25 protein-coding genes are annotated in these 25,949 nt (G+C 55.8%); 17 read left to right on the forward strand and 8 right to left on the reverse strand.

The annotated features are described in order from the left end of the window. Positions 1 to 80: 80 nt before the first annotated feature. The 5 genes from flgB to TU86_RS06770 all read left to right on the forward strand — a co-directional run bounded on the left by flgB (position 81) and on the right by TU86_RS06770 (position 4,300). On the forward strand, positions 81 to 488 hold the full coding sequence (gene flgB / locus TU86_RS06750; RefSeq protein WP_048363518.1) for a flagellar basal body rod protein FlgB: 408 nt from the start codon (positions 81 to 83) through the stop codon (positions 486 to 488). Positions 489 to 491: 3 nt separating this feature from the next. Then, positions 492 to 935 carry a flagellar basal body rod protein FlgC gene (flgC, locus tag TU86_RS06755; RefSeq protein ID WP_048363519.1) on the forward strand — a complete coding sequence of 148 codons (444 nt, stop codon included), beginning with the start codon at positions 492 to 494 and terminating at the stop codon, positions 933 to 935. 15 nt (positions 936 to 950) lie between these two features. Then, positions 951 to 1,679 (forward strand): flagellar hook assembly protein FlgD, encoded by a 729-nt coding sequence (gene flgD, locus TU86_RS06760; protein WP_048363520.1) that lies wholly within the window; start codon positions 951 to 953, stop codon positions 1,677 to 1,679. Between the two features lie 29 nt (positions 1,680 to 1,708). Further along, positions 1,709 to 3,037, forward strand: coding sequence for a flagellar hook protein FlgE (gene flgE, locus TU86_RS06765; protein WP_048363521.1), 1,329 nt, complete (start codon positions 1,709 to 1,711; stop codon positions 3,035 to 3,037). 177 nt (positions 3,038 to 3,214) lie between these two features. Further along, on the forward strand, positions 3,215 to 4,300 hold the full coding sequence (locus tag TU86_RS06770; RefSeq protein WP_048363522.1) for a hypothetical protein: 1,086 nt from the start codon (positions 3,215 to 3,217) through the stop codon (positions 4,298 to 4,300). Between the two features lie 95 nt (positions 4,301 to 4,395). On the opposite strand, the gene TU86_RS06775 is transcribed toward TU86_RS06770, so the two are convergent. Together TU86_RS06775 and bglX are read right to left on the reverse strand one after the other, a co-directional pair. Next, entirely contained in the window at positions 4,396 to 7,269 is a 2,874-nt protein-coding gene (locus TU86_RS06775; RefSeq protein WP_048363523.1) for a ribonucleoside-diphosphate reductase subunit alpha, read from the reverse strand. 693 nt (positions 7,270 to 7,962) lie between these two features. Then, on the reverse strand, positions 7,963 to 10,254 hold the full coding sequence (gene bglX, locus TU86_RS06780; RefSeq protein ID WP_048363524.1) for a beta-glucosidase BglX: 2,292 nt from the start codon (positions 10,252 to 10,254) through the stop codon (positions 7,963 to 7,965). 263 nt (positions 10,255 to 10,517) lie between these two features. Between bglX and TU86_RS06785 the strand changes: the two genes are divergently transcribed. From TU86_RS06785 to TU86_RS06830, 10 genes are all read left to right on the forward strand, one after another. Continuing rightward, positions 10,518 to 11,126: a LemA family protein gene (locus tag TU86_RS06785; protein ID WP_048363525.1), complete on the forward strand. Its 609-nt coding sequence runs from the start codon at positions 10,518 to 10,520 to the stop codon at positions 11,124 to 11,126. Positions 11,127 to 11,234: 108 nt separating this feature from the next. After that, positions 11,235 to 11,978 carry a TPM domain-containing protein gene (locus TU86_RS23485; RefSeq protein ID WP_048363526.1) on the forward strand — a complete coding sequence of 248 codons (744 nt, stop codon included), beginning with the start codon at positions 11,235 to 11,237 and terminating at the stop codon, positions 11,976 to 11,978. 28 nt (positions 11,979 to 12,006) lie between these two features. Then, entirely contained in the window at positions 12,007 to 12,621 is a 615-nt protein-coding gene (locus TU86_RS06795) for a TPM domain-containing protein (RefSeq protein ID WP_048363527.1), read from the forward strand. A 254-nt stretch (positions 12,622 to 12,875) separates the two neighbouring features. Continuing rightward, positions 12,876 to 13,097 carry a LuxR C-terminal-related transcriptional regulator gene (locus TU86_RS06800; protein WP_088500058.1) on the forward strand — a complete coding sequence of 74 codons (222 nt, stop codon included), beginning with the start codon at positions 12,876 to 12,878 and terminating at the stop codon, positions 13,095 to 13,097. A 56-nt stretch (positions 13,098 to 13,153) separates the two neighbouring features. Next, positions 13,154 to 13,705, forward strand: coding sequence for a hypothetical protein (locus TU86_RS06805; RefSeq protein WP_048363529.1), 552 nt, complete (start codon positions 13,154 to 13,156; stop codon positions 13,703 to 13,705). Continuing rightward, positions 13,686 to 14,270: a 2OG-Fe(II) oxygenase gene (locus TU86_RS06810; protein ID WP_048363530.1), complete on the forward strand. Its 585-nt coding sequence runs from the start codon at positions 13,686 to 13,688 to the stop codon at positions 14,268 to 14,270. Before TU86_RS06805 ends, TU86_RS06810 begins: the two co-directional genes overlap by 20 nt. A gap of 3 nt (positions 14,271 to 14,273) precedes the next feature. Continuing rightward, the gene (locus tag TU86_RS22120; RefSeq protein ID WP_053075990.1) at positions 14,274 to 15,086 is read left to right on the forward strand and encodes a hypothetical protein; all 813 of its coding nucleotides are present in this window, start codon (positions 14,274 to 14,276) and stop codon (positions 15,084 to 15,086) included. A 295-nt stretch (positions 15,087 to 15,381) separates the two neighbouring features. Continuing rightward, complete coding sequence (locus TU86_RS06820; protein WP_048363531.1) at positions 15,382 to 16,599, forward strand: class I SAM-dependent methyltransferase; 1,218 nt, start codon at positions 15,382 to 15,384, stop codon at positions 16,597 to 16,599. A 136-nt stretch (positions 16,600 to 16,735) separates the two neighbouring features. Continuing rightward, entirely contained in the window at positions 16,736 to 17,317 is a 582-nt protein-coding gene (locus TU86_RS06825) for a DJ-1/PfpI family protein (protein ID WP_048363532.1), read from the forward strand. 15 nt (positions 17,318 to 17,332) lie between these two features. Then, entirely contained in the window at positions 17,333 to 17,638 is a 306-nt protein-coding gene (locus TU86_RS06830) for a ribbon-helix-helix domain-containing protein (RefSeq protein WP_048363533.1), read from the forward strand. A gap of 50 nt (positions 17,639 to 17,688) precedes the next feature. On the opposite strand, the gene TU86_RS06835 is transcribed toward TU86_RS06830, so the two are convergent. The 3 genes from TU86_RS06835 to TU86_RS06845 form a co-directional block, all read right to left on the reverse strand. Further along, complete coding sequence (locus tag TU86_RS06835) at positions 17,689 to 20,238, reverse strand: TonB-dependent hemoglobin/transferrin/lactoferrin family receptor (protein ID WP_048363534.1); 2,550 nt, start codon at positions 20,236 to 20,238, stop codon at positions 17,689 to 17,691. A gap of 120 nt (positions 20,239 to 20,358) precedes the next feature. Further along, the gene (locus TU86_RS06840; RefSeq protein WP_048363535.1) at positions 20,359 to 21,309 is read right to left on the reverse strand and encodes a FecR family protein; all 951 of its coding nucleotides are present in this window, start codon (positions 21,307 to 21,309) and stop codon (positions 20,359 to 20,361) included. Beyond that, the gene (locus tag TU86_RS06845) at positions 21,306 to 21,845 is read right to left on the reverse strand and encodes an RNA polymerase sigma factor (protein WP_048363536.1); all 540 of its coding nucleotides are present in this window, start codon (positions 21,843 to 21,845) and stop codon (positions 21,306 to 21,308) included. The genes TU86_RS06840 and TU86_RS06845 overlap by 4 nt, the downstream gene beginning before the upstream one ends. A 174-nt stretch (positions 21,846 to 22,019) precedes the next feature. Here TU86_RS06845 and TU86_RS06850 point away from each other — a divergent pair, with 174 nt between their 5' ends. Then, a complete protein-coding gene (locus TU86_RS06850) occupies positions 22,020 to 22,352 on the forward strand; it encodes a YegP family protein (protein ID WP_048363537.1) in 333 nt (110 codons plus the stop codon). 103 nt (positions 22,353 to 22,455) lie between these two features. On the opposite strand, the gene TU86_RS06855 is transcribed toward TU86_RS06850, so the two are convergent. Next, entirely contained in the window at positions 22,456 to 23,343 is an 888-nt protein-coding gene (locus TU86_RS06855) for a dihydrodipicolinate synthase family protein (protein ID WP_048363538.1), read from the reverse strand. Positions 23,344 to 23,374: 31 nt separating this feature from the next. After that, entirely contained in the window at positions 23,375 to 24,157 is a 783-nt protein-coding gene (locus TU86_RS06860) for an aldolase (protein WP_048363539.1), read from the reverse strand. A 151-nt stretch (positions 24,158 to 24,308) separates the two neighbouring features. On the opposite strand from TU86_RS06860, the gene TU86_RS06865 reads away from it, so the two are divergent. Continuing rightward, positions 24,309 to 24,851 (forward strand): helix-turn-helix domain-containing protein, encoded by a 543-nt coding sequence (locus tag TU86_RS06865; RefSeq protein ID WP_048363540.1) that lies wholly within the window; start codon positions 24,309 to 24,311, stop codon positions 24,849 to 24,851. 13 nt (positions 24,852 to 24,864) lie between these two features. On the opposite strand, the gene TU86_RS06870 is transcribed toward TU86_RS06865, so the two are convergent. After that, the gene (locus tag TU86_RS06870; protein ID WP_048363541.1) at positions 24,865 to 25,890 is read right to left on the reverse strand and encodes a DUF4917 family protein; all 1,026 of its coding nucleotides are present in this window, start codon (positions 25,888 to 25,890) and stop codon (positions 24,865 to 24,867) included. Positions 25,891 to 25,949: the final 59 nt, after the last annotated feature.

Genomic DNA, 25,949 nt, shown 5'->3' on the forward strand with positions numbered 1-25,949 from the left:
AACTGGCACGGGGTTTGCTCTATCCACTGCATGTAAGACCTGAACCACATTCTCAGGTCAGCCCACAAAGGTTTTCCGACATGAGCATCAGCTTCGATAAAGCGCTCGGTATCCATGAGCAAGCCCTTGGCTTTCGCGCACAGCGCGCCGAAGTCCTGGCGAACAACATCGCCAACGCCGATACCCCGAACTACAAGGCTCGGGACTTGGATTTTGCCTCTGTGCTTGCCGCACAGAGTGACAAAAACAAGAACGGCAGCTTTGCCTTGAACATGACCAACAGCCGCCATATCGAAGCTCAGGGCCTGAGCAGTGGCGACGAGTCATTGTTGTACCGCACGCCGATGCAGCCCTCTATCGACCAGAACACGGTGGATGCTCAGCTCGAACAATCGAACTACGCAGAGAATGCGGTCAACTTCCAGGCCAGCTTCACGCTGCTCAACAGCAAATTCAAAGGGCTGGTATCAGCCCTGCGCGGAGAGTAATCCATGTCTCTAGCCAGTGTTTTCAATATTGCCGGTAGCGGCATGAGCGCTCAGACCACTCGACTGAACACCGTCGCCAGTAACATCGCCAACGCCGAGACCGTTTCGTCGAGCATCGACCAAACCTACCGCGCCCGTCACCCGGTGTTCGCCACCATGTTTCAGGGCGCGCAAAGCGGTAACGGCGGTTCGCTGTTCCAGAATCAGGACGCAGCCGGGCAGGGCGTACAAGTGCTGGGCGTGGTCGAAGACCAAAGCAACCTCGACGCCCGCTACGAGCCGAACCATCCTTCTGCCGACGCCAAAGGGTATGTGTACTACCCCAACGTCAACGTGGTTGAAGAAATGGCTGACATGATTTCCGCCAGTCGTTCGTTCCAGACCAACGCCGAAATGATGAACACCGCCAAAACCATGATGCAGAAGGTACTGACCCTGGGTCAGTGATAAGGAACGACGCAAATGAGTGTGACCGATTCCGTCAGCAACAAAACCCTCAATCAGGTGCTGGCCAACTCTGCCCAGGCTAAAACCAAGGACACCAGCCTGGCGGCGGCGTCCAAGGCAGTTGCCGGCAACGATAAAGCCCTGGGCAAGGATGCGTTCTTGCAACTGCTGGTCACCCAGCTGAAAAACCAGAACCCGCTGGACCCGCAAGACAACACCGCGTTCGTCGCGCAGTTGGCGCAGTTCAGCAGCCTGGAAGGCATCACCACTCTCAATGACTCGGTGAACGCCATCACCGGCGGCTTGCAGTCCTCGCAAGCCTTGCAGGCGTCGTCGCTGGTGGGCCGTTCGGTGATCGTGCAAACCGGTGAAGCGTTGGTCGATACCGCCAGCGAAAAACCGTTCAACGGCACGGTCGTGGTGAAAGAGGCAGACACCAAGCCAACCATCACCATCACCGATGCAGACGGCGAACTGGTCAGAACGATTCAGATGCCCGCACAGAAAGCCGGCAATGTCGACTTCACCTGGGACGGCAAAAATGATGACGGTGAGCTGATGCCTAAAGGTAACTACACCTTTACCGCCTCGTCTAAAACCGACACCACCACCACGGCGCTCACCACCTACCTGCCCGCCACAGTTAACAGTGTGACGCTGAGCAAAACCGGCGGTGAAATCATGCTCAATCTCGCAGGTCTGGGCAGCATTGGCATGTCCAAAGTCCAGACCATTGGCCTCTAAGCCGACCCATACGCCTCAAGGAGTGAAACATGTCTTTTAATATCGGCCTTAGCGGCCTCTATGCGGCCAACAAACAACTCGACGTTACCGGCAACAACATTGCCAACGTTGCCACCAGCGGTTTCAAAGCGTCGCGCGCCGAGTTCTCGGATATTTACTCGGCGAGCAAGCTGGGCGTCGGCAGCAAGACCATCGGCAGCGGTGTGAACCTGGCCAACGTCTCGCAGAACTTTGCCCAAGGTTCGATCAACAACACCGGCAACCTGCTGGACATGGGCATTCAGGGCAGCGGCTTTTTCGTGCTGAGCGAAAACGGCTCGCTGAGCTACACCCGTGCCGGTACGTTCAAGGCCGATAAAGAAGGCTACGTCACCAACACTGATGGCAGCGCGCGGTTGCAGGGTTACGGCGTTGACGCCAACGGCAAAATCATCAATGGCGTGCTGACGGACCTGCGTATCGACACCTCGAACCTGGCGCCCAAGGCGAGCGGCTCGGTGGACTCGACCATCAACCTGAACTCGACCAGCGATGTGGTCGATCAGGTGAAAAACCCGTTCGACCCTTCAAAGCTTGAAACCTACAGCAAAAAATTCAGCACCACTGTTTACGATACTCAGGGCAACCCGCACCCGATGGATCAGTACATGGTGAAAACCGATTCCAACACCTGGAAAACTTACACCCTGATCGATGGCCGCAACCCGGACGGCAGCCCGGTCACGGGTAAAGATGCCGAGGCCCCGGTCGCCTCGACCATGGTCTTCGACTCGGCAGGCGCGCTGACCAGCGTCACCACGCCTGACCCGGACCCGACCAAGCCAGACATCATCAGCAGCACCCTGACGGTGGGTAACTGGATGCCAGGAGCCGAGGTTAACGGTAAGTGGGTGTCCAACGGTGCCGCCTCCAAAGATGGCGGTATTGCCATCAACATGGCCAAAACCACCCAGTACAACACCGACACCTCGCGTAACCCGCCGACCCAGGACGGTTATGCCACTGGCCAGATCACCAACCTGACTATCGACGGTTCGGGCGTGATGTTTGCCAACTTCAGCAACAACCAGAGCCGTGCCATTGGCCAGATCTCGCTCGCCAGCTTCACCAACGAGCAAGGTTTGCAGCCTATCGGCGGTACAGCCTGGAAAGAAACCTTCGCCTCGGGTCAGGCCGGTTACGATGCACCGCAAATCGGCAGCCTGGGCGCCATCAAGTCCAACTCGCTGGAAGACTCCAACGTCAACCTGACCAACGAACTGGTTGACCTGATTAAAGCGCAGAGCAACTACCAGGCCAACGCCAAAACCATCTCCACCCAGAGCACCATCATGCAGACCATCATTCAGATGACCTGATGCGTTAGCGCTCCACAGAAAACCCCTCGTAAGAGGGGTTTTTTTGTGTCTCAAACACACATTCTGTCCAGCAGCGGCTGTTCAAATATTGACATGCTTGTAATAGGAACCTCGCGAGACTGCCCGCCACTGATTTAGGTGGAGCCTGATGGCTCGCCAATCTAGGGAGGACAGGATATGAATGTTTCTGGAATACACCGGCGGAGTGCAGCAAACGATGCATTTTATTCACTGGTAGGCCCCGCAGCCAGAGCAGACCCGGTAGGGTCTGAGGTGAATGCCAGTACGGTGAAGAAGCTGCTTAACGAGTTGTTTGATGTTATGAGACCAACTCGGGATCATAGGATTAAAGAACTGACTGAGAAGCTGGAGGCGCTTCGCACAAAGCTCGGTGATGAAAAATTTAAAGAAATTCTTGATCAGTTGCGCAAAGAAGCAGAGGCCTCGGTAGAGTTTCTTGAGTTTCTACGCAGATTGATTAAGTCGATGTGGCAGGATGACGACGTCCCGCCGCCAAGTCCGGGTCCAAGTCCAAGTCCAAGTCCAGGTCCAAGCCCAGGCATTAACCCGTCTCCGATAGGTCCGGGCGACAGGGTGAGCAACAAGCCGATTACTGACGGTGCTAAATATTTCAACTACAAACCTGATCATTCCGATCCGGGCAAACAGCCTGCCAACATCTGGAGCGGCTTCAGTCAGGGACCTGACGGAAATTGCATTACGGTTTCGGCCATCAAGGCCGCCATGATGGCTGCAGGGCAGAAACCCACGGATATTTTCAAAGATGTGAGCGAAACGGCCAATGGCTTTAACGTCACCATGCGCGATGGGTTTTCGCTTCATTTGACCAAGGATGAGTTGAGAGTGGCTGCCAGAGAGGCTCGCTTCAAGGGTGATGATCCGAAAATGATGACCGATGCCAATTTCTTGTACGCAGCCAGTGCCAAGCGTGCACAAATGGAAGGCAACGACGGGCGGCGGAACATGACGTTCCAGCAGGCGGCCCAGAGTCTCAACGATGGGGAGCACGCAGATGAAGGTTTGCAGCGTCTTGGACTGAAGAATTACGTTCGCAGAACCTCGGCGGCAGAGCTGGCTTCTGGCCAGTTGGGCGTCATCAATCGCAATGCTCACTCGATGGCGGTCATCGACGGTCGCGAAGAGCGTTGGGGGAAGCGTGGTGGATACCCACCGTCGTTCTACAACGATGCGTATGCCCTGGACTCGGCAGGTTTGCGCCGTGACAAGCTTAGGGCCGCCTGAGGCGCGGTATTTTTAAGGCAAAAGAAAACCCCCGACAAGCCTGAGGGCTTGTCGGGGGTTTGGTGTAAGCGCCGCGAGGCGCTTACCGATTCAGCTTATTGACACGCTTCGCAATCCGGCTCGTCAATCGCGCACGCTTTTGGCACTGGGGCCGGGCCTGCTGGCGCAGCAGCGACGTCTTCGCTGTTGTTGCCGTTCGATACAGCGTTGAGCTTGCCAGTGTTGACCGTGGACTTCTCGGTGCTGGTCGCCGCCAGTGCACGGAGGTAGTAGGTGGTTTTCAGGCCACGGTACCAAGCCATACGGTAGGTCACGTCCAGTTTTTTGCCCGAAGCGCCTGCGATGTACAGGTTCAGCGACTGAGCCTGGTCGATCCACTTTTGACGACGGCTGGCCGCGTCGACGATCCACTTGGTGTCCACTTCAAATGCAGTCGCATACAGCTCTTTGAGCGCTTGCGGGATGCGTTCGATCTGCTGCACCGAACCGTCGTAGTACTTCAGGTCGTTGATCATGACCGAGTCCCACAGACCGCGAGCCTTAAGATCGCGAACCAGGTACGGGTTGATCACGGTGAACTCGCCCGACAGGTTCGATTTCACATACAGGTTTTGATAGGTCGGTTCGATCGACTGCGACACGCCGGTAATGTTGGCGATGGTGGCGGTCGGTGCGATGGCCATGATGTTGGAGTTACGAATGCCGTTCTGTACACGGGCGCGAACCGGTGCCCAGTCCAGGGATTCGTTCAGGTCAACGTCAATGTACTTCTGGCCGCGCTGCTCGATCAGGATCTGTTGCGAATCCAGTGGCAGGATGCCTTTGGACCACAGCGAACCCTGGAACGTCTCGTAAGCGCCACGCTCGTCAGCCAGGTCGCACGACGCCTGAATGGCGTAGTAGCTGACGGCTTCCATCGACTTGTCGGCAAACTCGACAGCCGCCTGGGAGGCGTACGGAATGTGTTGCAGGTACAGAGCGTCCTGGAAGCCCATGATCCCCAGGCCGACAGGGCGGTGCTTGAAGTTCGAGTTACGCGCTTGCGGCACCGAGTAGTAGTTGATGTCGATCACGTTGTCGAGCATGCGCACGGCCACGTCGATGGTGCGCTTGAGCTTGGCGGTGTCCAGCTTGCCGTCCTTGATGTGGTTCGGCAGGTTGATCGACCCCAGGTTGCAAACAGCGATCTCGTCCTTGTTGGTGTTCAAGGTGATCTCGGTGCACAGGTTCGAGCTGTGAACCACGCCCACGTGCTGCTGCGGGCTGCGCAGGTTGCACGGGTCTTTGAAGGTCAGCCACGGGTGGCCGGTTTCAAACAGCATGGACAGCATTTTGCGCCACAGGTCTTTGGCCTGAATGGTCTTGAACAGCTTGATCTTGCCAGGGTACTGAGACAGTGCTTCGTAGTACTCGTAACGCTCTTCGAAGGCTTTACCGGTCAGGTCGTGCAGATCCGGTACTTCGGAGGGCGAGAACAGGGTCCACGGGCCGTCATCGAAGACGCGCTTCATGAACAGGTCAGGGATCCAGTTGGCGGTGTTCATGTCGTGGGTGCGACGACGGTCATCACCGGTGTTCTTGCGCAGCTCGATGAACTCTTCGATGTCCATGTGCCAGGTTTCAAGGTAAGCGCACACGGCGCCTTTACGCTTGCCACCCTGGTTAACGGCAACGGCGGTGTCGTTCACCACTTTGAGGAACGGCACAACACCCTGGGATTTGCCGTTGGTGCCTTTGATCCACGAACCCAGCGCACGGACTGGCGTCCAGTCGTTGCCCAGGCCACCGGCGAATTTGGACAGCATGGCGTTGTCGTGGATCGCGTGGTAGATGCCCGACAGGTCATCCGGCACGGTGGTCAGGTAGCAGCTCGACAGCTGTGGCCGCTGAGTACCGGCGTTGAACAGTGTCGGCGTCGAAGACATGTAGTCGAAGGACGACAGCAAGTTGTAGAACTCGATGGCGCGGTCTTCTTTTTGCTTCTCTTCGATCGCAAGGCCCATGGCCACGCGCATGAAGAAGATTTGTGGCAGTTCGAAACGCACGCCATCCTTGTGGATGAAGTAACGGTCGTACAGGGTTTGCAGGCCCAGGTAGGTGAACTGCTGATCGCGCTCGTGGTTGATCGCCTGGCCCAGTTTCTCCAGGTCGAAGGTCGCCAGAATCGGGTTCAGCAGGTCGAACTCAATACCCTTGGCGATGTAGGCAGGCAGGGCCTTGGCGTACAGGTCAGCCATTTCGTGGTGAGTGGCGCTTTCGGCCACTTGCAGGAAGCTCAAGCCTTCGGCACGTAAGGTGTCCATCAGCAGGCGAGCAGTCACGAACGAGTAATTGGGCTCGCGCTCAACCAGGGTACGGGCAGTCATCACCAGGGCGGTGTTGACGTCGCTCAGGGCCACGCCGTCGTACAGGTTTTTCAGGGTTTCGCGCTGGATCAGGTCGCCATCGACTTCTTCCAGGCCTTCGCAGGCTTCGGTGACGATGGTGTTCAGGCGGCCCATGTCGAGCGGTGCAAAGGTGCCGTCGGCGCGCGTGATGCGGATCGAGGGGTGAGCGACAACAGCGTCGGCAGCAGGTGCGCGCGTGGCACGTTCTTTGGAGCGGGCATCGCGGTAGATCACATAGTCACGGGCTACTTTCTGCTCGCCGGCGCGCATCAGGGCCAGTTCAACCTGGTCCTGGATTTCTTCGATGTGGATGGTGCCACCCGATGGCATGCGGCGCTTGAACGTCGCAGTGACTTGTTCGGTCAAGCGGGCAACGGTGTCGTGGATGCGCGACGAAGCGGCGGCATTGCCGCCTTCAACTGCAAGAAACGCTTTGGTGATGGCGACGGTGATCTTGTCATCGGTGTAAGGAACCACGGTTCCGTTACGTTTGATCACGCGCAATTGGCCTGGCGCGGTCGCAGATAGATCCAGATTTGAATCAGAACCCTGCGAGTTCTCGCGAGTTGTGTCGGTTTGCATGGGTGTCTCCACGTTCTCTATGTTTATTTGGGCGCCTCAAAAAGGTGCCCACCGTTGCGTCCTGAAGCACTACAACCGGTGGTTAACCGGGCATACCAACCTCGGGACGTACAGAAAGGGGTGTATTGGGCCGCTTCCTTGCCGAAGTTTTGGGTTTGCGCGTACCGCCTCAAACCTTATTCCTGGTGGGTGACAGTTATGGACTGCAACACCCGGGCCGCATTCCGGCATCAGCCAAAAAACGGTTGCCATCCGCATGAGCGGTTTGGGCTTTGAAAACTGCGTTTGGTTCAACCCTACAGGCGCGAGAAAAGGGCTTGAAATTCGCGACTGGGTTGTGTTGGGTTTTTGCCCTGAAACCCTACATGTAGGGTCTTTTGGCGGAATTGATACAAGATATGCGTTTTGCGGGACTCGTGCAATGCACTTCCTGTGGATAACTCTGTGTGTAAATTGTGTATGAAACGCTAAAAATCCATGTAGGCCGCATGGCACCGGCATTACACCGTTTGTCACTGGTTTGTGCGGGATCGTATCGGCGGTCTGAATTTTGAGGGCGCGAACCCTACCACAAAAAACAGCGCTGTCCGAACGCATTTTGGGGCAGGTGCAAAGATAGAAAAGGTCAAGCGCAGATTGGCATCAAGAAGTGCCGGGAAGACCGTTCAAAGCCTTCCCGGCTGTTACGCGAAATTAGAGCAATTGGAAGCTCTTTTGCTGGACGTTTTGTGAATCAAGCCCTAGTTGCACGTTGAACTCACCGGGTTCGGCTGCGTATTTCAACTGTGCGTTGTAAAACTTCAGGGCGTCTTCGTCGATGCTGAACTGCACAACTTTCTCTTCGCCGGGCTTAAGCATCAGCTTGTGGAAGTTTTTCAGCTCTTTGACGGGGCGGCTCATCGACGCACTAACGTCTTGTATATAAAGCTGCACCACGGTCTCACCTGCACGCTGGCCGGTGTTTTTAACCGTCACGCTGGCCGTCAGGGCTGCACCCGGCTTGAGGGTCTCGCTGGAGAGGCGCACATCTGACAGGCTGAAGTCGGTGTAGCTCAGGCCATAACCGAACGGGTAAAGCGGGGTGTTGGGTTCGTCAAAGTACTGCGAGGTGTAGTTGCCAGGTTTGCCTGGGGTGAAGGGGCGACCAATGCGCAGGTGGCTGTAGTAGCTCGGAATTTGACCTACCGAGCGCGGGAATGTGATCGGCAGTTTGCCCGACGGGTTGTAGTCGCCAAACAGCACGTCGGCGATGGCATTGCCGCCTTCAGTGCCGCTGTACCAGGTTTCCAGCACCGCGTCGGCCTGTTGTATCTGTTGATCAATGGACAGCGGCCGGCCATTCATCAGCACCAGTACCAGCGGCTTGCCAGTCGCTTTCAGGGCGCTGATCAAGGCACGCTGCGGGGCTGGCAAGTCGAGGTCAGTGCGGCTGGCGGCTTCATGGGACATGCCGCGAGCTTCGCCCACCACGGCGACCACGATATCGGCCTGTTGCGCCGCTTTGACGGCTTCATCGAGCATGACTTGCGCCGGGCGCGGGTCATTGGTCACATCGAGCATATTGGGGTTGGAATGATTGAGGTAGTCGACCACCGTCTGATCATCCGTCACATTGGCGCCCCGGGCGTAGGTCAGCGTGGCCTGTTTACCCATGGCATTGCGCAACCCTTCACGTACAGTCACTGATTGCGCGGGTACACCGGCGCCCGACCAACTGCCGAGCATGTCGATTTTCGAATCGGCCAGCGGCCCGATCAGCGCGATGCGCGCCTGTTTGTTCAAGGGCAGGGTATGGGACTCATTCTTGAGCAGCACCTGACTTTTTCGCGCTACGTCACGGGCTTCGGCCCGGTGCAGACGGCTTTCAGCGTTGACATCGGCCGGGTCGTCTTCAGCCTTACCTATGCGCAGGTAGGGGTTATTAAACAGTCCCATGTCATATTTGGCGCCAAGCACCTCGCGTACAGCGTTATCCAGATCGCTCTGCGCTACTTTTCCGGACTTGACCAAGCCTGGCAGTTCTTTGCCATACACCAGGTCATTCATGCTCATGTCGACACCCGCTTTGATCGCCAGCGTGGCAGCTTCTCGCTCGTCTTTGGCCACCCCGTGCTTGATCAGCTCAAGAATCGCGCCATGATCACTGACAGCCACCCCTTTGAAGCCCCATTCCTTACGCAATAAATCCTGCATAAGCCACATGTTGGAGGTGGCCGGTACCCCGTTGATCGAGTTCAGCGCCACCATTACGCTTCCAGCCCCAGCCTCAATAGCGGCGTGGTAGGGCGGTAGGTAATCCTGAAACATGCGGGTAGGACTCATGTCGACGATGTTGTAATCCCGTCCACCTTCCACGGCGCCATAAAGGGCGAAGTGTTTGACGCTGGCCATGATGTTGCCGGGCAGGGCGGGAGACACGCCTTGATAGGCCTGCACCATGACCTTGGCAATGCGCGAAACCAGATAGGTGTCTTCGCCAAAACCTTCCGAGGTCCGACCCCAGCGAGGATCGCGAGCGATATCGACCATCGGCGAAAACGTCAGGTCGAGGCTATCGGCGCTGGCTTCCTTGGCCGAAATCCGACCACTCAGGGCGATGGCGTCCATATCCCAGCTGGAGGCCAGTGCCAGACTGATCGGGAAAATGGTGCGATGCCCGTGAATCACGTCATAGGCAAAGAACATGGGGATTTTCAAACGGCTGCGCATGGCGGCGTCTTGCATCGGACGGTTTTCGGGACGCGTCACCGAATTAAACGTGCCGCCGATGCGGCCTGCGGCGATTTCCTTGCGAATCAATTCGCGGGGCATGTCGGTTGCAATGCTGATCAGGCGCAACTGCCCGATTTTTTCATCGAGGGTCATTTGTTTGAGCAGGTCGGCGACAAACACCTCTTTAGGAGGCAACGGAGCCGCAGGCGTTTGGGCCCAGACGGCGTGGCTGGTCAGGCTAATCGCGATCGCCAGCAAACACATTTTGGTCATGAAATTCTTCTGCGCGCCGTTCACTCACGCCACGTAAACCGGTGGCTTGGGAACGATATTGTTTTGGAAGGGGTATTTAGTCTATTTATGGTAGAAATTTACCCTATCTTTATAGGGGAATACTCCTACATCTTGCGCAGTCTTTTAGCTGATTCGTCCCCCGCAATCCAGTGTTGCCAAGAGATATTCAGGGTGCAGTGGGAGTTTTTAGCGCGAGGGTGGTGTCTATGAACGCAATGCAATCATTTCGGAGCGTCACGAGCATGGGAATACAAAGCGTTAGAGCCTTGGGCTGGAAAGTCATCGCACTGCTGGCGCTGAGCAGCGTATTGGCGGGGTGCGGCATCAACACCATACCCACTCTGGATGAGCAGGTGAAAGCGGCCTGGTCACAAGTGCAGAATCAGTACCAGCGTCGTTCTGACTTGATCCCCAATCTGGTCGAAACGGTCAAGGGCGCGGCCAAACAGGAGCAGGCAACGCTCACGGCTGTGATTGAGGCGCGGGCCAAGGCCACGTCTATTCAGGTGGATGCCAGCACCCTGAACAACCCGGAAAAACTCAAGCAGTTCCAGGACGCGCAAAACCAACTGACAGGTGCCTTGAGCCGTTTGATGGTGGTGTCGGAACGTTACCCGGACCTCAAATCCAACCAGAACTTCCTCTCGTTGCAATCGCAACTTGAAGGCACGGAAAACCGCATCAGCGTGGCCCGTCGCGACTTTATTCTTGCGGTAGAGCGCTACAACACTGAAATCCGCACCTTCCCGGGCCGTCTGTGGCATGCCGTGATGTACAGCGACTTGCCGGTCCGCCCAACCTTCGAAGCCACCACGCCGGACGCCGACAAAGCGCCTGAAGTGAAGTTTTAAGTCGCCTGGTCAATACGCGAGTCCCGTAGCAGCTGCCGAGGAACGAAGGCTGCGTTCCTCGGCAACTGCTACGGGTACGCCTTCCCCCTTCCAATCAGCGTGGTGCAGATGCGTATATCAAGACTGGGGTCAGGCCTGCTGCTGTGGCTATTTATAGCCACGGCCCAGGCGCTGACATTTCCCGCACTCAGCGGACGGGTAGTGGACGACGGGCAAATGCTCGATCCCGCCACACGTCAGCAATTGACGCAATCGCTAGAAGCCCACGAAAAAGCCACCGGCGAGCAGGTGGTGGTAGTGACCGTGCCTGATTTGCAAGGCACCCCCATTGAAGACTTCGGCTACCAATTGGGGCGCACCTGGGGCATCGGTCAAAAGGACAAAAACAACGGTGCCTTGCTGATCATTGCCCGTGACGACCGCAAATTGCGCATCGAGGTCGGTTATGGGCTGGAAGACCGCCTCACAGACGCGCAATCGTCGGTAATCCTCAATCAAGTCATCACGCCTGCCTTTAAAGCGGGCCACTTCAGCCAGGGCATCAGCGACGGTGTTGCAGCGATCCTTCAGGTGTTGGGTGGCGATCCATTGGCCGAACCGGCTTACGCCAGCGGGCAGGGCGATGGCAATGACTTGCTGGCCGAACATCCCTTTGTCGTACTGCTGTTATTCGTCCTGTTTGTCATAGTGGTTGCCGCGTGCCAGTTCTACGGCATCTGCAACTCGGGCGGCGGGGGCGGTTCACGCTCCGGCGGTTTTGGCGGGGGCGGTTTTGGTGGTGGCTCAGGAGGCGGCGGCTTTAGTGGCGGCGGTGGCAGCTTTGGCGGCGGCGGTGCCTCGGGCGGCTGGTAATTCAATTTTCAGGCGAGCATAAACACTCATGGCTTTACTCACACAAGCGCAACAACGGCAGGTCGAAGAAGCGGTCACCCGCGCCGAGCAACACACAGACGCCGAAATTGTCACTGTGTTAGCCCCGCGCGCGGACGACTACAGTTACATCCCGTTGCTCTGGGCCAGCTTGATCGCCTTGCTGGTGCCCGCATTGGCGCACTTTTTTATCGGCGGCATTCAGATCTATTCGCTGCTCCTGCTGCAATGGGCCAGCTTTGTCTTCCTCAGCCTGATCTTTCGCATCCCGGCGATTACCACCCGCTTGATCCCGCCCCGTGTGCGGCATTGGCGGGCCAGCAACCTGGCGCGGCGCCAGTTTCTGGAGCAAAAGCTGCACCACACGCAAGGCCGTACCGGTGTACTGATCTTTGTCAGCGAAGCCGAGCGTTACGTTGAAATTCTGGTGGATGAAGGCATTTCTCGCCATCTGGATAACAGCGACTGGGGCAGCATCGTCAGTGATTTCACGCGTCGGGTGGGTCTGGGTCATACCGCCGAAGGTTTTATTGCCTGCATTGAGGCCAGCGCGCAATTGCTGGCGCAACACATCCCCAAAACCCAACCGCGTAATCAATTGCCGAATCGGTTGGTGATGTTGTAATCGTTTTCTTTGTGATCCTGATGTTTCTGATACTTCGCTAAGAAGTATCAGACTTTTGTAATGTCCTCTTTGTGGTTTTATTCTTGTGTCTGCGTAAGTAAGTTCTTGCGAATCTGCAATATAAGTTTCCGCTATTTATAGTTCTCTTTGTTGTGGAAAACTGTGTTGTCATTTTTTTGAATGATGGCTAGGTTGTATTGTGTCCGGGTGTTTTTTTGATGTGCTCTGAGGTTGATAAAATATGGGGGGCGGGAATGAAGCTTACATCTAGGGAGAAAGAGGTGCTTGATTTGCTTATGGGTGGGCGCACAAATAAGGCGATAGCACAACAGTTGCTAATTAGTGATTTTACGGTTCGGGATCATGTGTCGTCATTGTTGTCAAAGCATGGTGTGGGAAACCGTATGGCGCTAATGGTGGTGGTTAGTCGTTTGGGTGACAACGCCCGAAAATTAACGAAACCCCTACGGATGTAGGGTTGCTGTATCAATATTGAGGGTTTAGTTTTAAGTCAATCGCGCAAGAGGCAGGAATGAAGAAGTCACCTTTTTATATACCGCCTGGTTATGTGGCGACTCGGATGGATTTAGTGGTGATGGTCTTTTATTGTCTGCTTATGTTTGGGCTAGGCTTGATGATGTGGGAGGCGCGTGTAGAGGTGCCGCCGGTGCCGAAAGAAGTAGTGCTGCGCAGCGCGTATGTGACTCAGCCTTTGAGTAGATCAAAATCATCAGTGTATTTGTATTTTAATGTGGAGCGGGGCGAGGGTGATTATAAATACAGTATTGAGTTCCCCAGTTATGAGTCAAATTCATTGAATGTTCGCAAGCATGGAAAGTTGTGGGTGGCTGTAGACGCTAATAGTGATAATGAATTTGTTTGGGCAGTCTACGATGATGAGTTTCGACTGATGATGAGCCGTCAGCAGATAGCGCAGTGGGCGAAGGATAATAATTTCAGGAGTTATCTTATGATTGCCTGTTTCTATTTGGCCGTAGGTTATTTTGTATTTTATATCATTAGGTACGGTGTTTTTAATCGATATTGCCAGAGGAAGGTATTCAGTGAGGATAGAGAAAGTTGACGAATCAATTTATGTGATTGATGATTTTTTGACAGAAGCTGAAGAGAGTGAAATCAATATTCAGCTCAAGGGAGAGGTGTGGCGGTATAACTGGCCAAATTATGAGGCTTTACCCTTTGTCAGACCCTGCTGGCATGTATTTATAGCCGGCAAGGGTCGCCCGCTTGGCCAGTCAAGCCTTGATGAATTGAGGGGCAATCAGGCTTGGGGTTTTTTGACGGGGGTGTGGGAACGCTTTTTAGCCTTGCATACATTTAAAGTGACTTTGCTTGGTGTTTATGCAAATGGACAGACGTTTGGTCAAGACACAATTATTCATCGAGATAATAAAGTTCATCCGGGTTTAACCATTATTGTGTTTTGCAATGAATATTGGCCGACCTCGTGGGGAGGTGAGCTGGTTTTTTACGATGAAACTAAAGCAAATATTATTAAGGCGGTTCTTCCTAAATCAAAGAGAGTGGTTGTGTTCGATGGACGAATACCCCATGCAGCCCGATCACCTTCGGCCAAGTGCGATCAGGTCAGGATGACTCTGGCGTTTAAAACAATAATTGAGGAATAGCAGATGGCAGGAAAAACAGAAATAATTATAGGTGTGATTAATGACGGTGCTACCGTCGGTTCGGGTGCAATGGCCATCTCGGATCAGTTTATAATGAATAGCCAAGGAATGGAGTTGGTGAGTCAGACGGCACAGACCGGGGCTGTTATTGCCAGTATTACTTCAGTGACAAAATTGGCTGGCCCTTATGTGCCAATAATAAGTATGCCTGGCAATATCATCGCAGGCACGATCACTTTTTTGAAGGTGGGAGTGGATGTCAGAGAGGGTCGAGAAATAAGACCTGGGGATGTATTGAGTCTGGTAGGGAATGTGGCAGGGATTATTGGTACTTTCGCTATTTTGGTGGGAGCTTCTTCTGGTCTTGTCGCGGGGGCCGTCGTGGCTTCTGCAGTGGCGAGTTTTCTGTCGATTATTAGCTCTGAAACATTTGGTCGAATTATGAAATCGGCTGGAGGTTTCTTTGGCAATAACCCTTCCGATAACTACCTCGATTATATGTGCGCACCGGATATGAAGATTGTTGATCGTAATACGCTGAGGCTGGGGTATGCCAATAGGATGTTGTCCTGTCATTGGATATCGGCGACGGGAGAGTTGCAGCCTTTTTCAACTGTTGCCCCCGATCTTGGCAACGGAATAGGTGGTGGTTTTATCGGCGGTACATATACTCCGTCCAGGCCTGTGATTCCGTCACCACCGCCTCCCCCTCATAATGTAGGCAATGTAGGTATCAGTATTATTATTGGTGGCAACACCTATGATGCAGGGGATGAATATGGATGTTGCACAGGCACCAGTGACGGTTATATATAATTGTTTTCATGATTGACTTGTTTGTCGACGTAATAACGCGTTAAAGCACCACATTTAGGCTGTTCGAATGACCGTTTATGCATGCCGGCCGGTGGCATTTTCAGGGTTTTATCCATGTCAATTTCATGTGGTTGGTTACGCCACTGAGTCTTTGCAATTGCAGGAAGGGTGCTCGTCAGAACCCCACGAAGACTGCGCTGCAAAATTACCCCGTGCCCTGTGCCGCCAACCCGCCTAAAATACCCGCCATTGTTTTCTGATTTCCCCTCCTGCATCCCCCGAGGCACCTTTTTCAATGTCAGTGACTGCTACCACCGCCCCGTCTGTGCCGGATCATCGTGCGCAATTTTTGAACCTGCTGGAAACCGGCCTGGCTCAAAACTCCTTCATCAAGCTGGTGCTGGCCAAGTACGTCGGCCCGGACGCCGAGTTGCAGCGGGTCATCATCAAGCAGGTTACGGTCAAGGATCAGCCTTGCCTGTCGTTTGTCTATCGCTATAAGACCCGCGATATCACCAAGAACTTCCCCCTTGATGAGGCCGTGACGACCATTGCCGGGGTGCTGCCTGAAGCGTTCAAAAATGCGCATCTATTGACCCTCACTGACGAAGTGCAACTGGAGTACAGCAAAAAGGGCAAAAGCTCGCTGTTCAAGGGTAAAAGTCAGCAGGCCCGTGAACTGCCTTCGGCTGAACACAATCGCGAGAAGAACCGTTTTCTGGATTTGACCCGCCCCTTTCTTGCCGACCTTGGGGTGACCAACAAGCAGCAGGAACTGATCCCGGCGATGTCGCGCAAGTGGAAGCAGATCAACAAGTTCATCGAAGTGTTCTCACACGCGCTGAGCAGTTCGCCGCTTGCGCTAGACCAGCCCATCAAAGTGGCTGACTTCGGCTCGGGCAAGGGCTATCTGACGTTTGCCATTCACGATTACTTGCGTCACAGCCTGCAAGCCGAAGGCGTGGTCACCGGCGTTGAGCTGCGTGAAGACATGGTCACGTTGTGCAATAACGCAGCGCAGCGTCTGGAGCATCCGGGCCTGAGCTTTCAGCACGGTGACGTGCGCAGTTTTGCGCCCACTCCGATTGACGTGATGATCGCCTTGCATGCCTGTGACATTGCCACTGACTACGCGATTCACATGGGCATCCGCTCGGGCGCCGCGATCATCATGTGCTCGCCGTGCTGCCATAAGCAGATCCGCCTGCAAATCCAGAGCCCGGCGCTGCTCAAGCCGATGCTGCAATACGGCCTGCATTTGGGTCAACAGGCCGAAATGGTCACCGACAGCCTGCGTGCGCTGTTCCTTGAAGCCTGTGGTTATGAAACCAAAGTGTTCGAGTTCATCTCGCTGGAGCACACCAACAAAAACAAAATGATCCTTGCGGTCAAGCGCGCCGAACCGGTTGATAACGCGCAGTTGCGGGTGAAAATCCAGGAATTGAAGGCGTTCTACAGCATTCAGGAGCATTGCCTGGAAACCCTGCTGCAAGCGGACGGGTTGCTGAAGTAAATCGGTGTAGTACCCGGTTATTACCCGCGTAGGTACTGTGCGTCTACTCTTGCAGGTGTTAACGAGTCCCCAGCACAGCGCCTACCGGCGTCTGTTGGGTATGCACTCCAAGCCTTAACTCACAGGAGTACGCAGCATGGCGGCGAAAAAGATTTTGATGCTGGTGGGCGATTACGTCGAAGATTACGAAGTGATGGTGCCGTTTCAGGCGCTATTGATGATCGGCCATCAGGTGCATGCGGTTTGTCCGGGTAAAAAATCGGGGCAGACAGTGCGTACCGCGATTCATGACTTTGAAGGCGATCAGACCTACAGCGAAAAACCGGGCCATCTGTTTGCCCTGAACTTCGATTTCGACGCAGTCAACGCCCGCGATTACGACGCGCTGTTAGTGCCCGGTGGTCGTGCGCCGGAATACCTGCGTTTGAACGAAAAGGTTCTGGAGTGGGTACGTGACTTCGACAAGGCGGGCAAACCGATTGCCGCGGTCTGTCACGGTGCGCAATTGCTGGCCGCGGCCGGCATCCTGGCAGGCCGTGAGTGCAGTGCATACCCCGCATGTGCCCCGGAAGTGCGTTTGGCGGGCGGTACTTATATTGATATCGACGTGAACCAGGTCCATGTGCAGGGCAACCTGGTGACAGCCCCCGCGTGGCCAGCGCATCCGGCCTGGCTGAGCGCTTTTCTGGGTCTGTTGGGGACTTCCATTTCCTTGTAAGGCGAGGGTGTGACCATGTGTGAGCTGTACGTTAAAGCCGACCCGATTCTGTACGAATCACGCTCGCGCTCTCTGCGTATTTGCGGCGTGGTCACCACGTTGCGACTGGAAAACCAGTTTTGGGACATCCTCAGTGAGATCGCACAAGCGGATGGCATGACCACCAATCAATTGGTGGCCAAGCTCTACGAGGAAGTGATGGATTACCGCGGCGAAGTGGTCAACTTCGCCTCGTTCTTGCGCGTGAGTTGCACCCGCTATTTGAGCCGGCGCTCAGATCAGGCGCCGGGGCTGAGGGTGGTAACGCGTAACACCCGCTGACCTGGCGGTGCAAACCCGCAGCCTGCGCCAGTTCCTCTTACAGGGTGGGGTTAGAAGAACCGCGTTACGCTGATCTTGGCGTTACGCCCCTGACTGTAGGCGTTATCGCCACTGAGCATCGGCTGGTAACTCTTGTTGAACAGGTTGTCCACGGTGAAGTTGACCTCAGTGCCTTTAAGGTACGGCTGCTGTGGTTTCCAGTTGGCGAACAGGCCCTGCACGTTATAGCCGTCGTTGGCGTATTGGTCGTAGTAGCGATCGCCCAAGGCACTGATCGCGGTGCCGTAGTACTTGTCGCTTGGCAAACGGTCGGTCTTGCGCACGAACTCGCCTTTCCAGCCGATGCGCGCATCCCATGCCGGTATTTTGGTGCCGAGTATGGCGACCCATTTCGGGGCGGGAATGTCCCGCGCCCAGACGTTCGGTCCCCACGGGTTGGTGTAGGCGCCTTCGTGCTTACCGGTCATCCATGCGTAAGACAGCGAGCCAAAGACGTAAGTGGACTCGTAGAAGCTTTCAATTTCAAAGCCCTTGATGGTCACACTGCCAATGTTGCGGTAGTTGGGTATATTGCCCGGCCCACAGTCTTTGGACATGCTGCCGGCGGCCGTTTGGGCTGCGCACCCTACGCCGGTGGCTTTGAAAATTTCATTGTCGACGGTGTTGCGAAACAGGGTGGTGCGGATCAGTGCGTGGTCGTTGTCGCCAAAGATGTGATCAAAGTTGGTGATGTTGCCTGCACGCCAGCCCGTGATGACTTCGGGTTTCAAATTGAGGCTGGTCGCGGTGCGGCTACCCAGTCCTTGAAGCTCGTATTGTTCATCGATTACCGGTGCGCGCCAGGTTTTGCTGTAGTCGACAAACAAGGCGGTGTTCGGGTTTATTTTCCAGAAGCCCGACAGGCGAGGCGACCAGCCAGTGTAGGTTTTGTCGCTGTAGTCGTGACCCAGTTCCGCGTGGTTATAGAACGGTGCGTCGTTTTGCTCGCCGCGGTTGCGCACATGGTCGTAGCGCACGGACGGTGTCAGGGTGAAATCACCGTACGTGATCGCGTCTTGCAGATAGAAGCTATTGGTATCGACCTTGCCCTTGGGCATGAAGCTGGGCTGATAGTGGCCGTAGTTGTATTTCTCTACCTCATAGGTTTTACCCGGCATCCACATGTCGACATCACGCTGGTGCTTGCGAATTTGCATGCCAGTGGTCACGGCGTGATCCAGCGGGCCGCTGGCAAACAGGCTGATGTTTTCGATCTGAAGCATGTCGTCGGTGTAGCCGGTGTCCATCTTGCGACCGCCGGTGGCGGGCTGGAAATAGGCTTGAGAGCCGCGCGTGTCCGTCTGCTCTGTGTTTGAGTGCGAGTACTTGACCTCAAGATTGACCAGCGGGTTTTCGATAGGCTGGTACTTGTATTTGGCCGACCAGGTGGTGTCGATGGTCGAACGGTTGGACAAGTAACGTTTTGAGGCAACGTCGTACCCATATTTGTCGATGTTGGCCTGGCTCGGTGGCGCCGGGTAGCTGATGGCCGAGAAGGGCACCCACAGGTAATTGTTGGCGCGTGAATACGACATCCCGAGGCTGTGTTCCTCATTGAAATGCAGGTTCACTTTGAGCAATTGCGCGTCCAGGTCTTGTGCGGTGTTGGGCAAGCGCTTGGGGTTGACCGGGTAGGCGTGCTTGGGGTCTGGCATGTGGCCGGCCAGCTTCATGTCATCGCCATCACGCTTGGTGTAATACACCAGCGCATCCGCGCGGCCATCATCGGTGCGGCCATACACGGCGCCACTGTAAACCTGTTGGTGGTCGTTGCTGCTGTAGCCGTATTTGAGCATGGCGCCGGTGTCTTTGCCCTCTTCGAGCAGGTCCGGTGCATCTTTGGTTTCCATGTGCACGGAACCGGCAAAACCACCGTTGCCGGTGCGCATATCGTGCGGGCCTTTTTCGACGACCAGCCCCTTGATCAGTTCAGGCTCGATAAAGATGGTGCCTTGCATGTAGCGTTCGAAGCCGCTTTTGGTCGCGCCATCCACGGTCATTTGTACGTCTTCGGCTTCACCCATGCCCCAGATGTTGATGGTCTGACCGCCGGGCTTGAGCGAGCCGCCGAGGTTGATACCGGGCAAGGTCGCCAGCAGGCTGGGAATATTGTTGGCCTGATAGCGATTGATTTCAGCTTGGGTCAGGGTCGACTTTCCGACGTTGCTGGAGTCAATTTCATTGCCGGTGCCAATCACGCTCAGCGCACCCAGTTGCAGGCTGTTGCTGGTGGTGGTGCCTTCCTCTTTAGGGCGTACGACAAAGGTGCGGTCGACCTGGATCAGGCTGAAATCGGTGCCGCGCAACAATTGATTGATGGCGTCTTGTGCGCTGTAAGCACCACTGAGCGCCGGGGCTTTGATGTTGCGCAACAGCTCTTCGTCAAACAGCAACTGGATCTTGGCTTGCTGGGCCACTGCACTCAACGAACTGGCCAGCGACTGAGCGGGCAATTGCAGTTGGATCGACTCGGCCTGCGCGTGCAGGCTAAAAGCCATGCATGCGGCGAGCAAAGTCGGGCGAGTGCACAAATGTGAGACGAAATGTGGTGCGCGAAACATGAAACCCCCCAGTGCGGCAACAAAGGCCAAAAAGACATGCGTTAGCAACGCAGACCCAAGGAAGACGCAGCACGATGAGAAAACCTCATACGCGAATGAAAAATATTCGCATATGTTTTTTTAGCGGGGTTCGATGCGTATTTTTCCGTTGTCCAGGCGCACGGTTTTCACCGGTATCAAGGCAGGCAGGGCTTTGACCAATGCCAGCGGATCGTTGACGTCGAGGTTGCCGGACACCTTGTAACGGGCGAGTGGGCCGCTGGCCAGTTCAATGACGCCGGGGCGGTAGAGGTCCAGTTCGTCGATCAGGCTGGCCAGTTCGCGTTTGCGAAAGGTCAGGTGGCCGCCGCGCCAGTCGGCAACCTCGCTTGAGGCGAGGGTTTGCTCGCTCAGCACGTGTCGGGCGTAGTCGTAACTGGCACGCTGGTCAGCGCTCAGCAAGGCCGAGTGTTTGGCGTCGGGCAAAAATGCCACCTGGCCGTGGGCGACGCTGACCACTAATTGCCGCGGGCTGCGGCGCACATCAAAGCCGGTGCCGACCACGCGTATCCGCGCATCGCCTGCGTGCACCACCAAGGGTTGGTCTTTATTGGCTGCCACCTCGATATAGAGCTGGCCGTGATCCAGAAAAATGTCGCGTTGATGCGCGCTGAAGTTGATGCGCAATTGTGTGTTGGCGTTGACGTACAAAGTGCTGCCATCAGGAAGTGTGAGGGTTCTGGCGCCCTTGGCCTGTGTGGCAATGTGTTGCTGGTGCAGTGCAACGGGGGTGCCGAGGTTTAATGCAAACACGGCGCACAACACGGCTGCCGCAGTGGCTAATGCCAGCACTGAGCGGCGCTTGACCGGTGGCTTTACGGGGAGTACACGCGGTTTATTCAGTTGCCTGAGTTCGCCCAAGTCACCCCACAGCGATTCAAATGCAGCATAGGCTTTGGCATGCGCGGGGGTGGCGTACCAGGCACTGAATTGAGCGCGGCTTTGACGATCGGGCTGATTGCGGTTGCGCGCAAACCAACGGGCGGCCTCAGCGTCAATGCTGTCTTCGGCGCTGGCGTGAAAAGAGGTCATTTTGGCTGCTCCTTGCCGCTGTCCCGATGTAAATGTTGCTTGCAGTGCAACAAGGCAAAGGCGATGTGCTTTTCCACCATGCTTACCGAAATTCCCATGCGTTGCGCGATCTGTGCCTGACTCAAACCTTCAAAGCGGTGCAGCATAAGGGCTTCGCGGCGTCTGGGCGAGAGTTCTGCAAGCACGGCCTTAAGCTGTTCCAGGCGTTGCAGGCGCTGTGCAGCCAGCATCGGGTCATCCCTCTCATCGCTTAAAGGCTCGGCGTCGTGCTCAGGCGGCTCGGCGTGAGCCGAGTGGCGCACCTGCTGACGACGCCAGTGATCGCGCAGCAGATTGCGCGCCATCTGGAACAAAAAAGCCCGTGGTTGCTCGACCTTGGCCCGGTCTTGATAGCCCAACCATTGGGTGAAAACGTCTTGCGTCATGTCAGCTGCATCGCTGGCGTTGTCGGTGCGTTTGCGCAGGAAATGCAGAATCTGCGTATAGAACTCGCGGAAGGATTCGGCCAACGCGGGGTCGGGTTTTAAGCCTGGCATGAAAATCCTTGGGGGCTCAGCGATGCAAAATAAGTTGCGAATGGTATCGAGAATTATTGCTATTTGTCTGCATGGAAATTGATCTTTCGTCATTTCATGCAGATAAATGGATAAAAGCTGGGCGCAGGCTTTACTCAGGCATGCAAAAAACCGTCAGCATTCAGGAGAAACGTCATGTCGGGTGGGTACGAGTTGGGCAAAACCAGTAATGGGCAGTTCCGGTTTGTTTTGAAAGCGGCGAATAACGAGCCGATTTTGGTGAGCGAGCAGTACGCCACGCGTGAGGCGGCCAAAAACGGAATTGCTTCGGTACAGGTCAATAGCCCACTGGATGAGCGCTATGAGAGAAAAGTGGCCAAGGACGGTAAGCCGTACTTCAACCTCAAGGCGGCCAATCACCAGATTATTGGCACCAGCGAGCAATACAGCACCGAGGCGGCACGTGAGAAGGGCATTGCCAGCGTTAAAAGCAATGGGCCGACGACGCTGATTAAAGAGCAGCCGTAAAGGCCTGTAGAGGCTCTGTTGCCAGAGTTGTCGCAACTGACGAGTAGCGCGAGGCTGTGTCCGATCGCTTGGCAATCGAACACAGCCTTCGGTCTCTAGAGGTTTATTTCAGTTGGGTGAGTAAGCCTTCCAAGTGTTTAACCCCCGCTTCACCCAGCGCGAATACGGGCAGGCGCGGGTTGCCCGCTTCCAGGCCGGTCAGGCGCAAACCGGCTTTGATGGTGGCGGGCAGGCCGCCTTTGAGGATGAATTCGAGCAGCGGCAGTTGGCGGTAAAACAGCGCCCGTGCGCTGTTCAAGTCGTTGGCCTGCACCGCTTGATACAGCGCCAGGTTCAGCGCCGGGATCAAGTTGGGCGCTGCGGTGCACCACCCTTTGGCGCCTGCCGCGAACGCTTCCAGGGCCAACGGGTTGCAGCCGTTGTAGAACGGCACCTGGCCCTCACCCAGTTGTTGCAGACGGTGCATACGCTGAATGTCGCCCGTACTCTCCTTGACCATGGTGACGTTTTCGACGGCATTGAAAATCCGCAGGATCAACTCCACGGACATGTCAGTACCGCTGGTGGCCGGGTTGTTGTACAGCATGATCGGGGAACTGATGCTGTCGCCGATGGCCTGGTAGTGGGCGAGGATTTCTGCCTCGCTGAGTTTCCAGTAAGAGGCGGGCAACACCATGACCACGTCGGCGCCGTGCTGTTCGGCGAAACGGGCACGGCGTACGGCCTTGGCGGTGGTCAGGTCGGAGACGCTGACAATGGTCGGTACGCGTTTGGCAACGTGGGCAATGCTGAACGCGCTGACGTCATCCCATTCGGCGTCACTCAGGTAGGCGCCTTCGCCGGTGCTGCCCAGCGGCGCGATGGCGTGTACCCCGCTGTCAATCAGTCGGTCAATGGAGCGGCCAAGGGCGGGCAGGTCGAGGGTGTCGCCGTCTGCCGTGAACGGGGTGATGGTGTAGCCGATGATGCCGTGGAGGGTTGGAGTCGTCATGGTCAGTGTCCTGTCAGGTAGGGGAGGCGGATCAGTTCAGGCAGTCGGCATGACGACGCAGGTTTTGCCGAGCATAGTAATTGAAGGCAGCGGCGTGGCGTTTTGGACGGCTGATCCAGTCATGGGCTTCGCGACCGAGTGCCGGTGTAATCGGCTTGATGGTGCCCGCCGCCATTGCCAGCAATTGCAGTTTGGCGGCGCGTTCGATCAGTTGGGCAATCACGCAGGCTTCTTCAATGCTGGCGCCGGTCGACAATTGGCCGTGGTGCGAGAGCAAAATCGCGCGTTTATCGCCCAGCGCACCGGCGATCAGTTCGCCTTCTTCGTTCCCCACCGGCACGCCCGGCCAGCCCTCCAGAAAAGCGCAGTCTTCATACAGCGGGCACAGGTCCATGTGCGACACCTCAAGCGGCACTTCGAGCATCGACAGGGCGGCCACATGCGTGGGGTGGGTGTGAATGATGCAGTTCACGTCGGGACGGGCGCGGTACACCCAGCTGTGGAAACGATTGGCCGGGTTGGGCATGCCGTGACCTTGGAGCACCTCCAGGTCTTCGTTGACCAGCAGCAGGTTGCCCGCAGTAATTTCATCAAACCCCAGGCCCAATTGTTGGGTGTAGTAGGTGCCGGGTTGTGGCCCGCGGGCAGTAATTTGACCGGCCAGACCTGAGTCGTGGCCATTTTCGAACAGGATGCGGCAGGTGAGCGCCAGCTTTTGCCGGTCAGTCCACGTATTATCCGCCAGCGTATGTTGCATCTGCGCCAGCGCTTGCTTGACCAGTTGTTCTTTGGGAAGTGCTAATGTCTTGGCCATGTCGGTGTCCTCGGTGATTGCCGGATGGGCCTGCCCCTATGGCGTGAAAGGTGATGGGGGGCAGTGCGCTATGACACTTAAAAGGCTATATGACACAAAGTGTCATTGGCAAGTAAAACTCGCTACTCCTTTGATGGATTAATCGCTCTACATGTCTATCCGTTTGAAATTACTCAGAAAAAAACTTGGCGTGACCCTTGAGACGCTGGCTGAAAAATCCGGTATGACCAAGAGTTATTTATCGAAAGTCGAGCGCGGTTTGAACACCCCGTCGATTGCCGCTGCGTTGAAACTGGCCAAGGCACTCAACGTCAATGTTGAGGAGTTATTCGCCCAGGAGAATGCCGGGCTTGATGGCTACAGCCTGGTGCGCAGCGATCAGCACCGACTGCTGTCGAGCAATGAAAATTCGCCGGGGTATGCCGTGTTGGCGCATCAGGTCAGTGAACGTCATTTGCTGCCGTTCATGATGTACCCACCCGCCGAGTTCGCCGACCCCAGCTTCAAAGAGCACATGGGGGAAGAGTTTCTGTTCGTGCACGAGGGCGCGGTCGAAGTCGATTTCATGAATGAGCGGGTGATCTTGCAGCGTGGCGATGCGTTGCATTTCAATGCGCAGAAACCTCACCGCCTGCGCTCGGTCGGTGAGGTACAAGCGCAATTGCTGGTGGTGGTGCACAGCACCGAGCAATAGCGCGAGAGGCGGTTTACTCCTCGACCGGCACTCTGTGCCGGGTTGAACCAAGAGGGTGTGTTTTGGAGTTATAGAAGCGCAATGCCACCTTTTTCTCTGCAAATAGCTGCGTGTAGTGGTTTTTCTGGAAGCGGATAAAGGCTTCGCTGCGCGGGTAGATCGAGATGCACAGGGTTTTCAGAGGCGCCACACGCAGGGCGTCGATCAGGTGCTGATCTTGCTCGCCCAAGCTGTGGCCGAAGATGCACAACGTGTCTTTATGAGTCATCAGTTGCTCATGACAAAACGACAGGTAATCGCAATGGCGGATGGATTTACGCTTGTCGTCGCTGGTGCTTTCGCTGACAAACAATGGCACATCGTCCAGCGCGCTGATTGAGTGGTTGATCGCAAAGTTGCTGAGCAAGGTCGACTCGTTACCCGTGCATTTGCGCGCTTTGCCTTCCTGGTTTTTCACCAGGTGCAGCGCGCCGTGCAGGTACAGCACGCGCGTGGTTTTGCCTTTGCTCAGGCTGTCGCCCAGCTCAAACGTGGCGCCAGGGGTATTGAACAGGTCATTGAAGCGCTTGGGGGCCTGCATCAAGGCCCAGGGCGTGAGCAGGTCGTAATTGGCGCAATACACGGTGGCGTATTGCGCCAACGCTTCTTGCCAGCACGCCAAGGTGTGCGGCTGCATCAGGCGCCACGGGATGTGCACGTCCTGGGTGCTGTTGATCAGCGCTTCCTTGATTGCGTAATAGCGTTTGCGCGGTGATGCCGAGTTGATTGCCAGGGCTTTGTTGACCTTGCTCGCGGTTTTAAGCGCGCTGAGCACGTGTTCAAAGTTACGTGTGCCCAAGGCTTCAAACACGCTGAGTTCGGTCTGGCTGAGGGGTTTTTCGGCCACACTGCGGGTTTTTTCAAACAGCGAGTCGTAATAAAAGTCATGCCACACAGCCATGCTTGCGCCATTGCCCAGCAGCAAGCCGCTGCACGGGGTGCTGGTGCGTAAGGCGTTCCAGTCTTCTAGTTCGGCATCAAATTCCTGGAAGGGGGTCATCGCAAATATCGTCTCAAGGCGTGGGCGGTGCAGGACTTTATCACGCCGCTGTGTTGAGC

Origin of the sequence: Pseudomonas weihenstephanensis (assembly GCF_001043055.1) — a bacterium.
Lineage (GTDB): Bacteria > Pseudomonadota > Gammaproteobacteria > Pseudomonadales > Pseudomonadaceae > Aquipseudomonas > Aquipseudomonas weihenstephanensis.

Excerpts from the sequence above, each read along its gene's own strand:
- TU86_RS06865 (WP_048363540.1), top strand. The coding sequence starts at position 24,309 with ATGTCTATCCGTTTGAAATTACTCAGAAAAAAACTTGGCGTGACCCTT.
- TU86_RS06820 (WP_048363531.1), top strand. The coding sequence starts at position 15,382 with ATGTCAGTGACTGCTACCACCGCCCCGTCTGTGCCGGATCATCGTGCG.
- TU86_RS23485 (WP_048363526.1), top strand. The coding sequence starts at position 11,235 with ATGCGTATATCAAGACTGGGGTCAGGCCTGCTGCTGTGGCTATTTATA.
- TU86_RS22120 (WP_053075990.1), top strand. The coding sequence starts at position 14,274 with ATGGCAGGAAAAACAGAAATAATTATAGGTGTGATTAATGACGGTGCT.
- TU86_RS06770 (WP_048363522.1), top strand. The coding sequence starts at position 3,215 with ATGAATGTTTCTGGAATACACCGGCGGAGTGCAGCAAACGATGCATTT.
- flgE (WP_048363521.1), top strand. The coding sequence starts at position 1,709 with ATGTCTTTTAATATCGGCCTTAGCGGCCTCTATGCGGCCAACAAACAA.
- flgD (WP_048363520.1), top strand. The coding sequence starts at position 951 with ATGAGTGTGACCGATTCCGTCAGCAACAAAACCCTCAATCAGGTGCTG.
- TU86_RS06850 (WP_048363537.1), top strand. The coding sequence starts at position 22,020 with ATGTCGGGTGGGTACGAGTTGGGCAAAACCAGTAATGGGCAGTTCCGG.
- TU86_RS06830 (WP_048363533.1), top strand. The coding sequence starts at position 17,333 with ATGTGTGAGCTGTACGTTAAAGCCGACCCGATTCTGTACGAATCACGC.
- flgB (WP_048363518.1), top strand. The coding sequence starts at position 81 with ATGAGCATCAGCTTCGATAAAGCGCTCGGTATCCATGAGCAAGCCCTT.
- flgC (WP_048363519.1), top strand. The coding sequence starts at position 492 with ATGTCTCTAGCCAGTGTTTTCAATATTGCCGGTAGCGGCATGAGCGCT.
- TU86_RS06775 (WP_048363523.1), bottom strand. The coding sequence starts at position 7,269 with ATGCAAACCGACACAACTCGCGAGAACTCGCAGGGTTCTGATTCAAAT.
- TU86_RS06870 (WP_048363541.1), bottom strand. The coding sequence starts at position 25,890 with ATGACCCCCTTCCAGGAATTTGATGCCGAACTAGAAGACTGGAACGCC.
- TU86_RS06860 (WP_048363539.1), bottom strand. The coding sequence starts at position 24,157 with ATGGCCAAGACATTAGCACTTCCCAAAGAACAACTGGTCAAGCAAGCG.
- TU86_RS06805 (WP_048363529.1), top strand. The coding sequence starts at position 13,154 with ATGAAGAAGTCACCTTTTTATATACCGCCTGGTTATGTGGCGACTCGG.
- TU86_RS06785 (WP_048363525.1), top strand. The coding sequence starts at position 10,518 with ATGGGAATACAAAGCGTTAGAGCCTTGGGCTGGAAAGTCATCGCACTG.
- TU86_RS06795 (WP_048363527.1), top strand. The coding sequence starts at position 12,007 with ATGGCTTTACTCACACAAGCGCAACAACGGCAGGTCGAAGAAGCGGTC.
- TU86_RS06825 (WP_048363532.1), top strand. The coding sequence starts at position 16,736 with ATGGCGGCGAAAAAGATTTTGATGCTGGTGGGCGATTACGTCGAAGAT.
- TU86_RS06835 (WP_048363534.1), bottom strand. The coding sequence starts at position 20,238 with ATGTTTCGCGCACCACATTTCGTCTCACATTTGTGCACTCGCCCGACT.
- TU86_RS06840 (WP_048363535.1), bottom strand. The coding sequence starts at position 21,309 with ATGACCTCTTTTCACGCCAGCGCCGAAGACAGCATTGACGCTGAGGCC.
- TU86_RS06845 (WP_048363536.1), bottom strand. The coding sequence starts at position 21,845 with ATGCCAGGCTTAAAACCCGACCCCGCGTTGGCCGAATCCTTCCGCGAG.
- TU86_RS06855 (WP_048363538.1), bottom strand. The coding sequence starts at position 23,343 with ATGACGACTCCAACCCTCCACGGCATCATCGGCTACACCATCACCCCG.
- bglX (WP_048363524.1), bottom strand. The coding sequence starts at position 10,254 with ATGACCAAAATGTGTTTGCTGGCGATCGCGATTAGCCTGACCAGCCAC.
- TU86_RS06800 (WP_088500058.1), top strand. The coding sequence starts at position 12,876 with ATGAAGCTTACATCTAGGGAGAAAGAGGTGCTTGATTTGCTTATGGGT.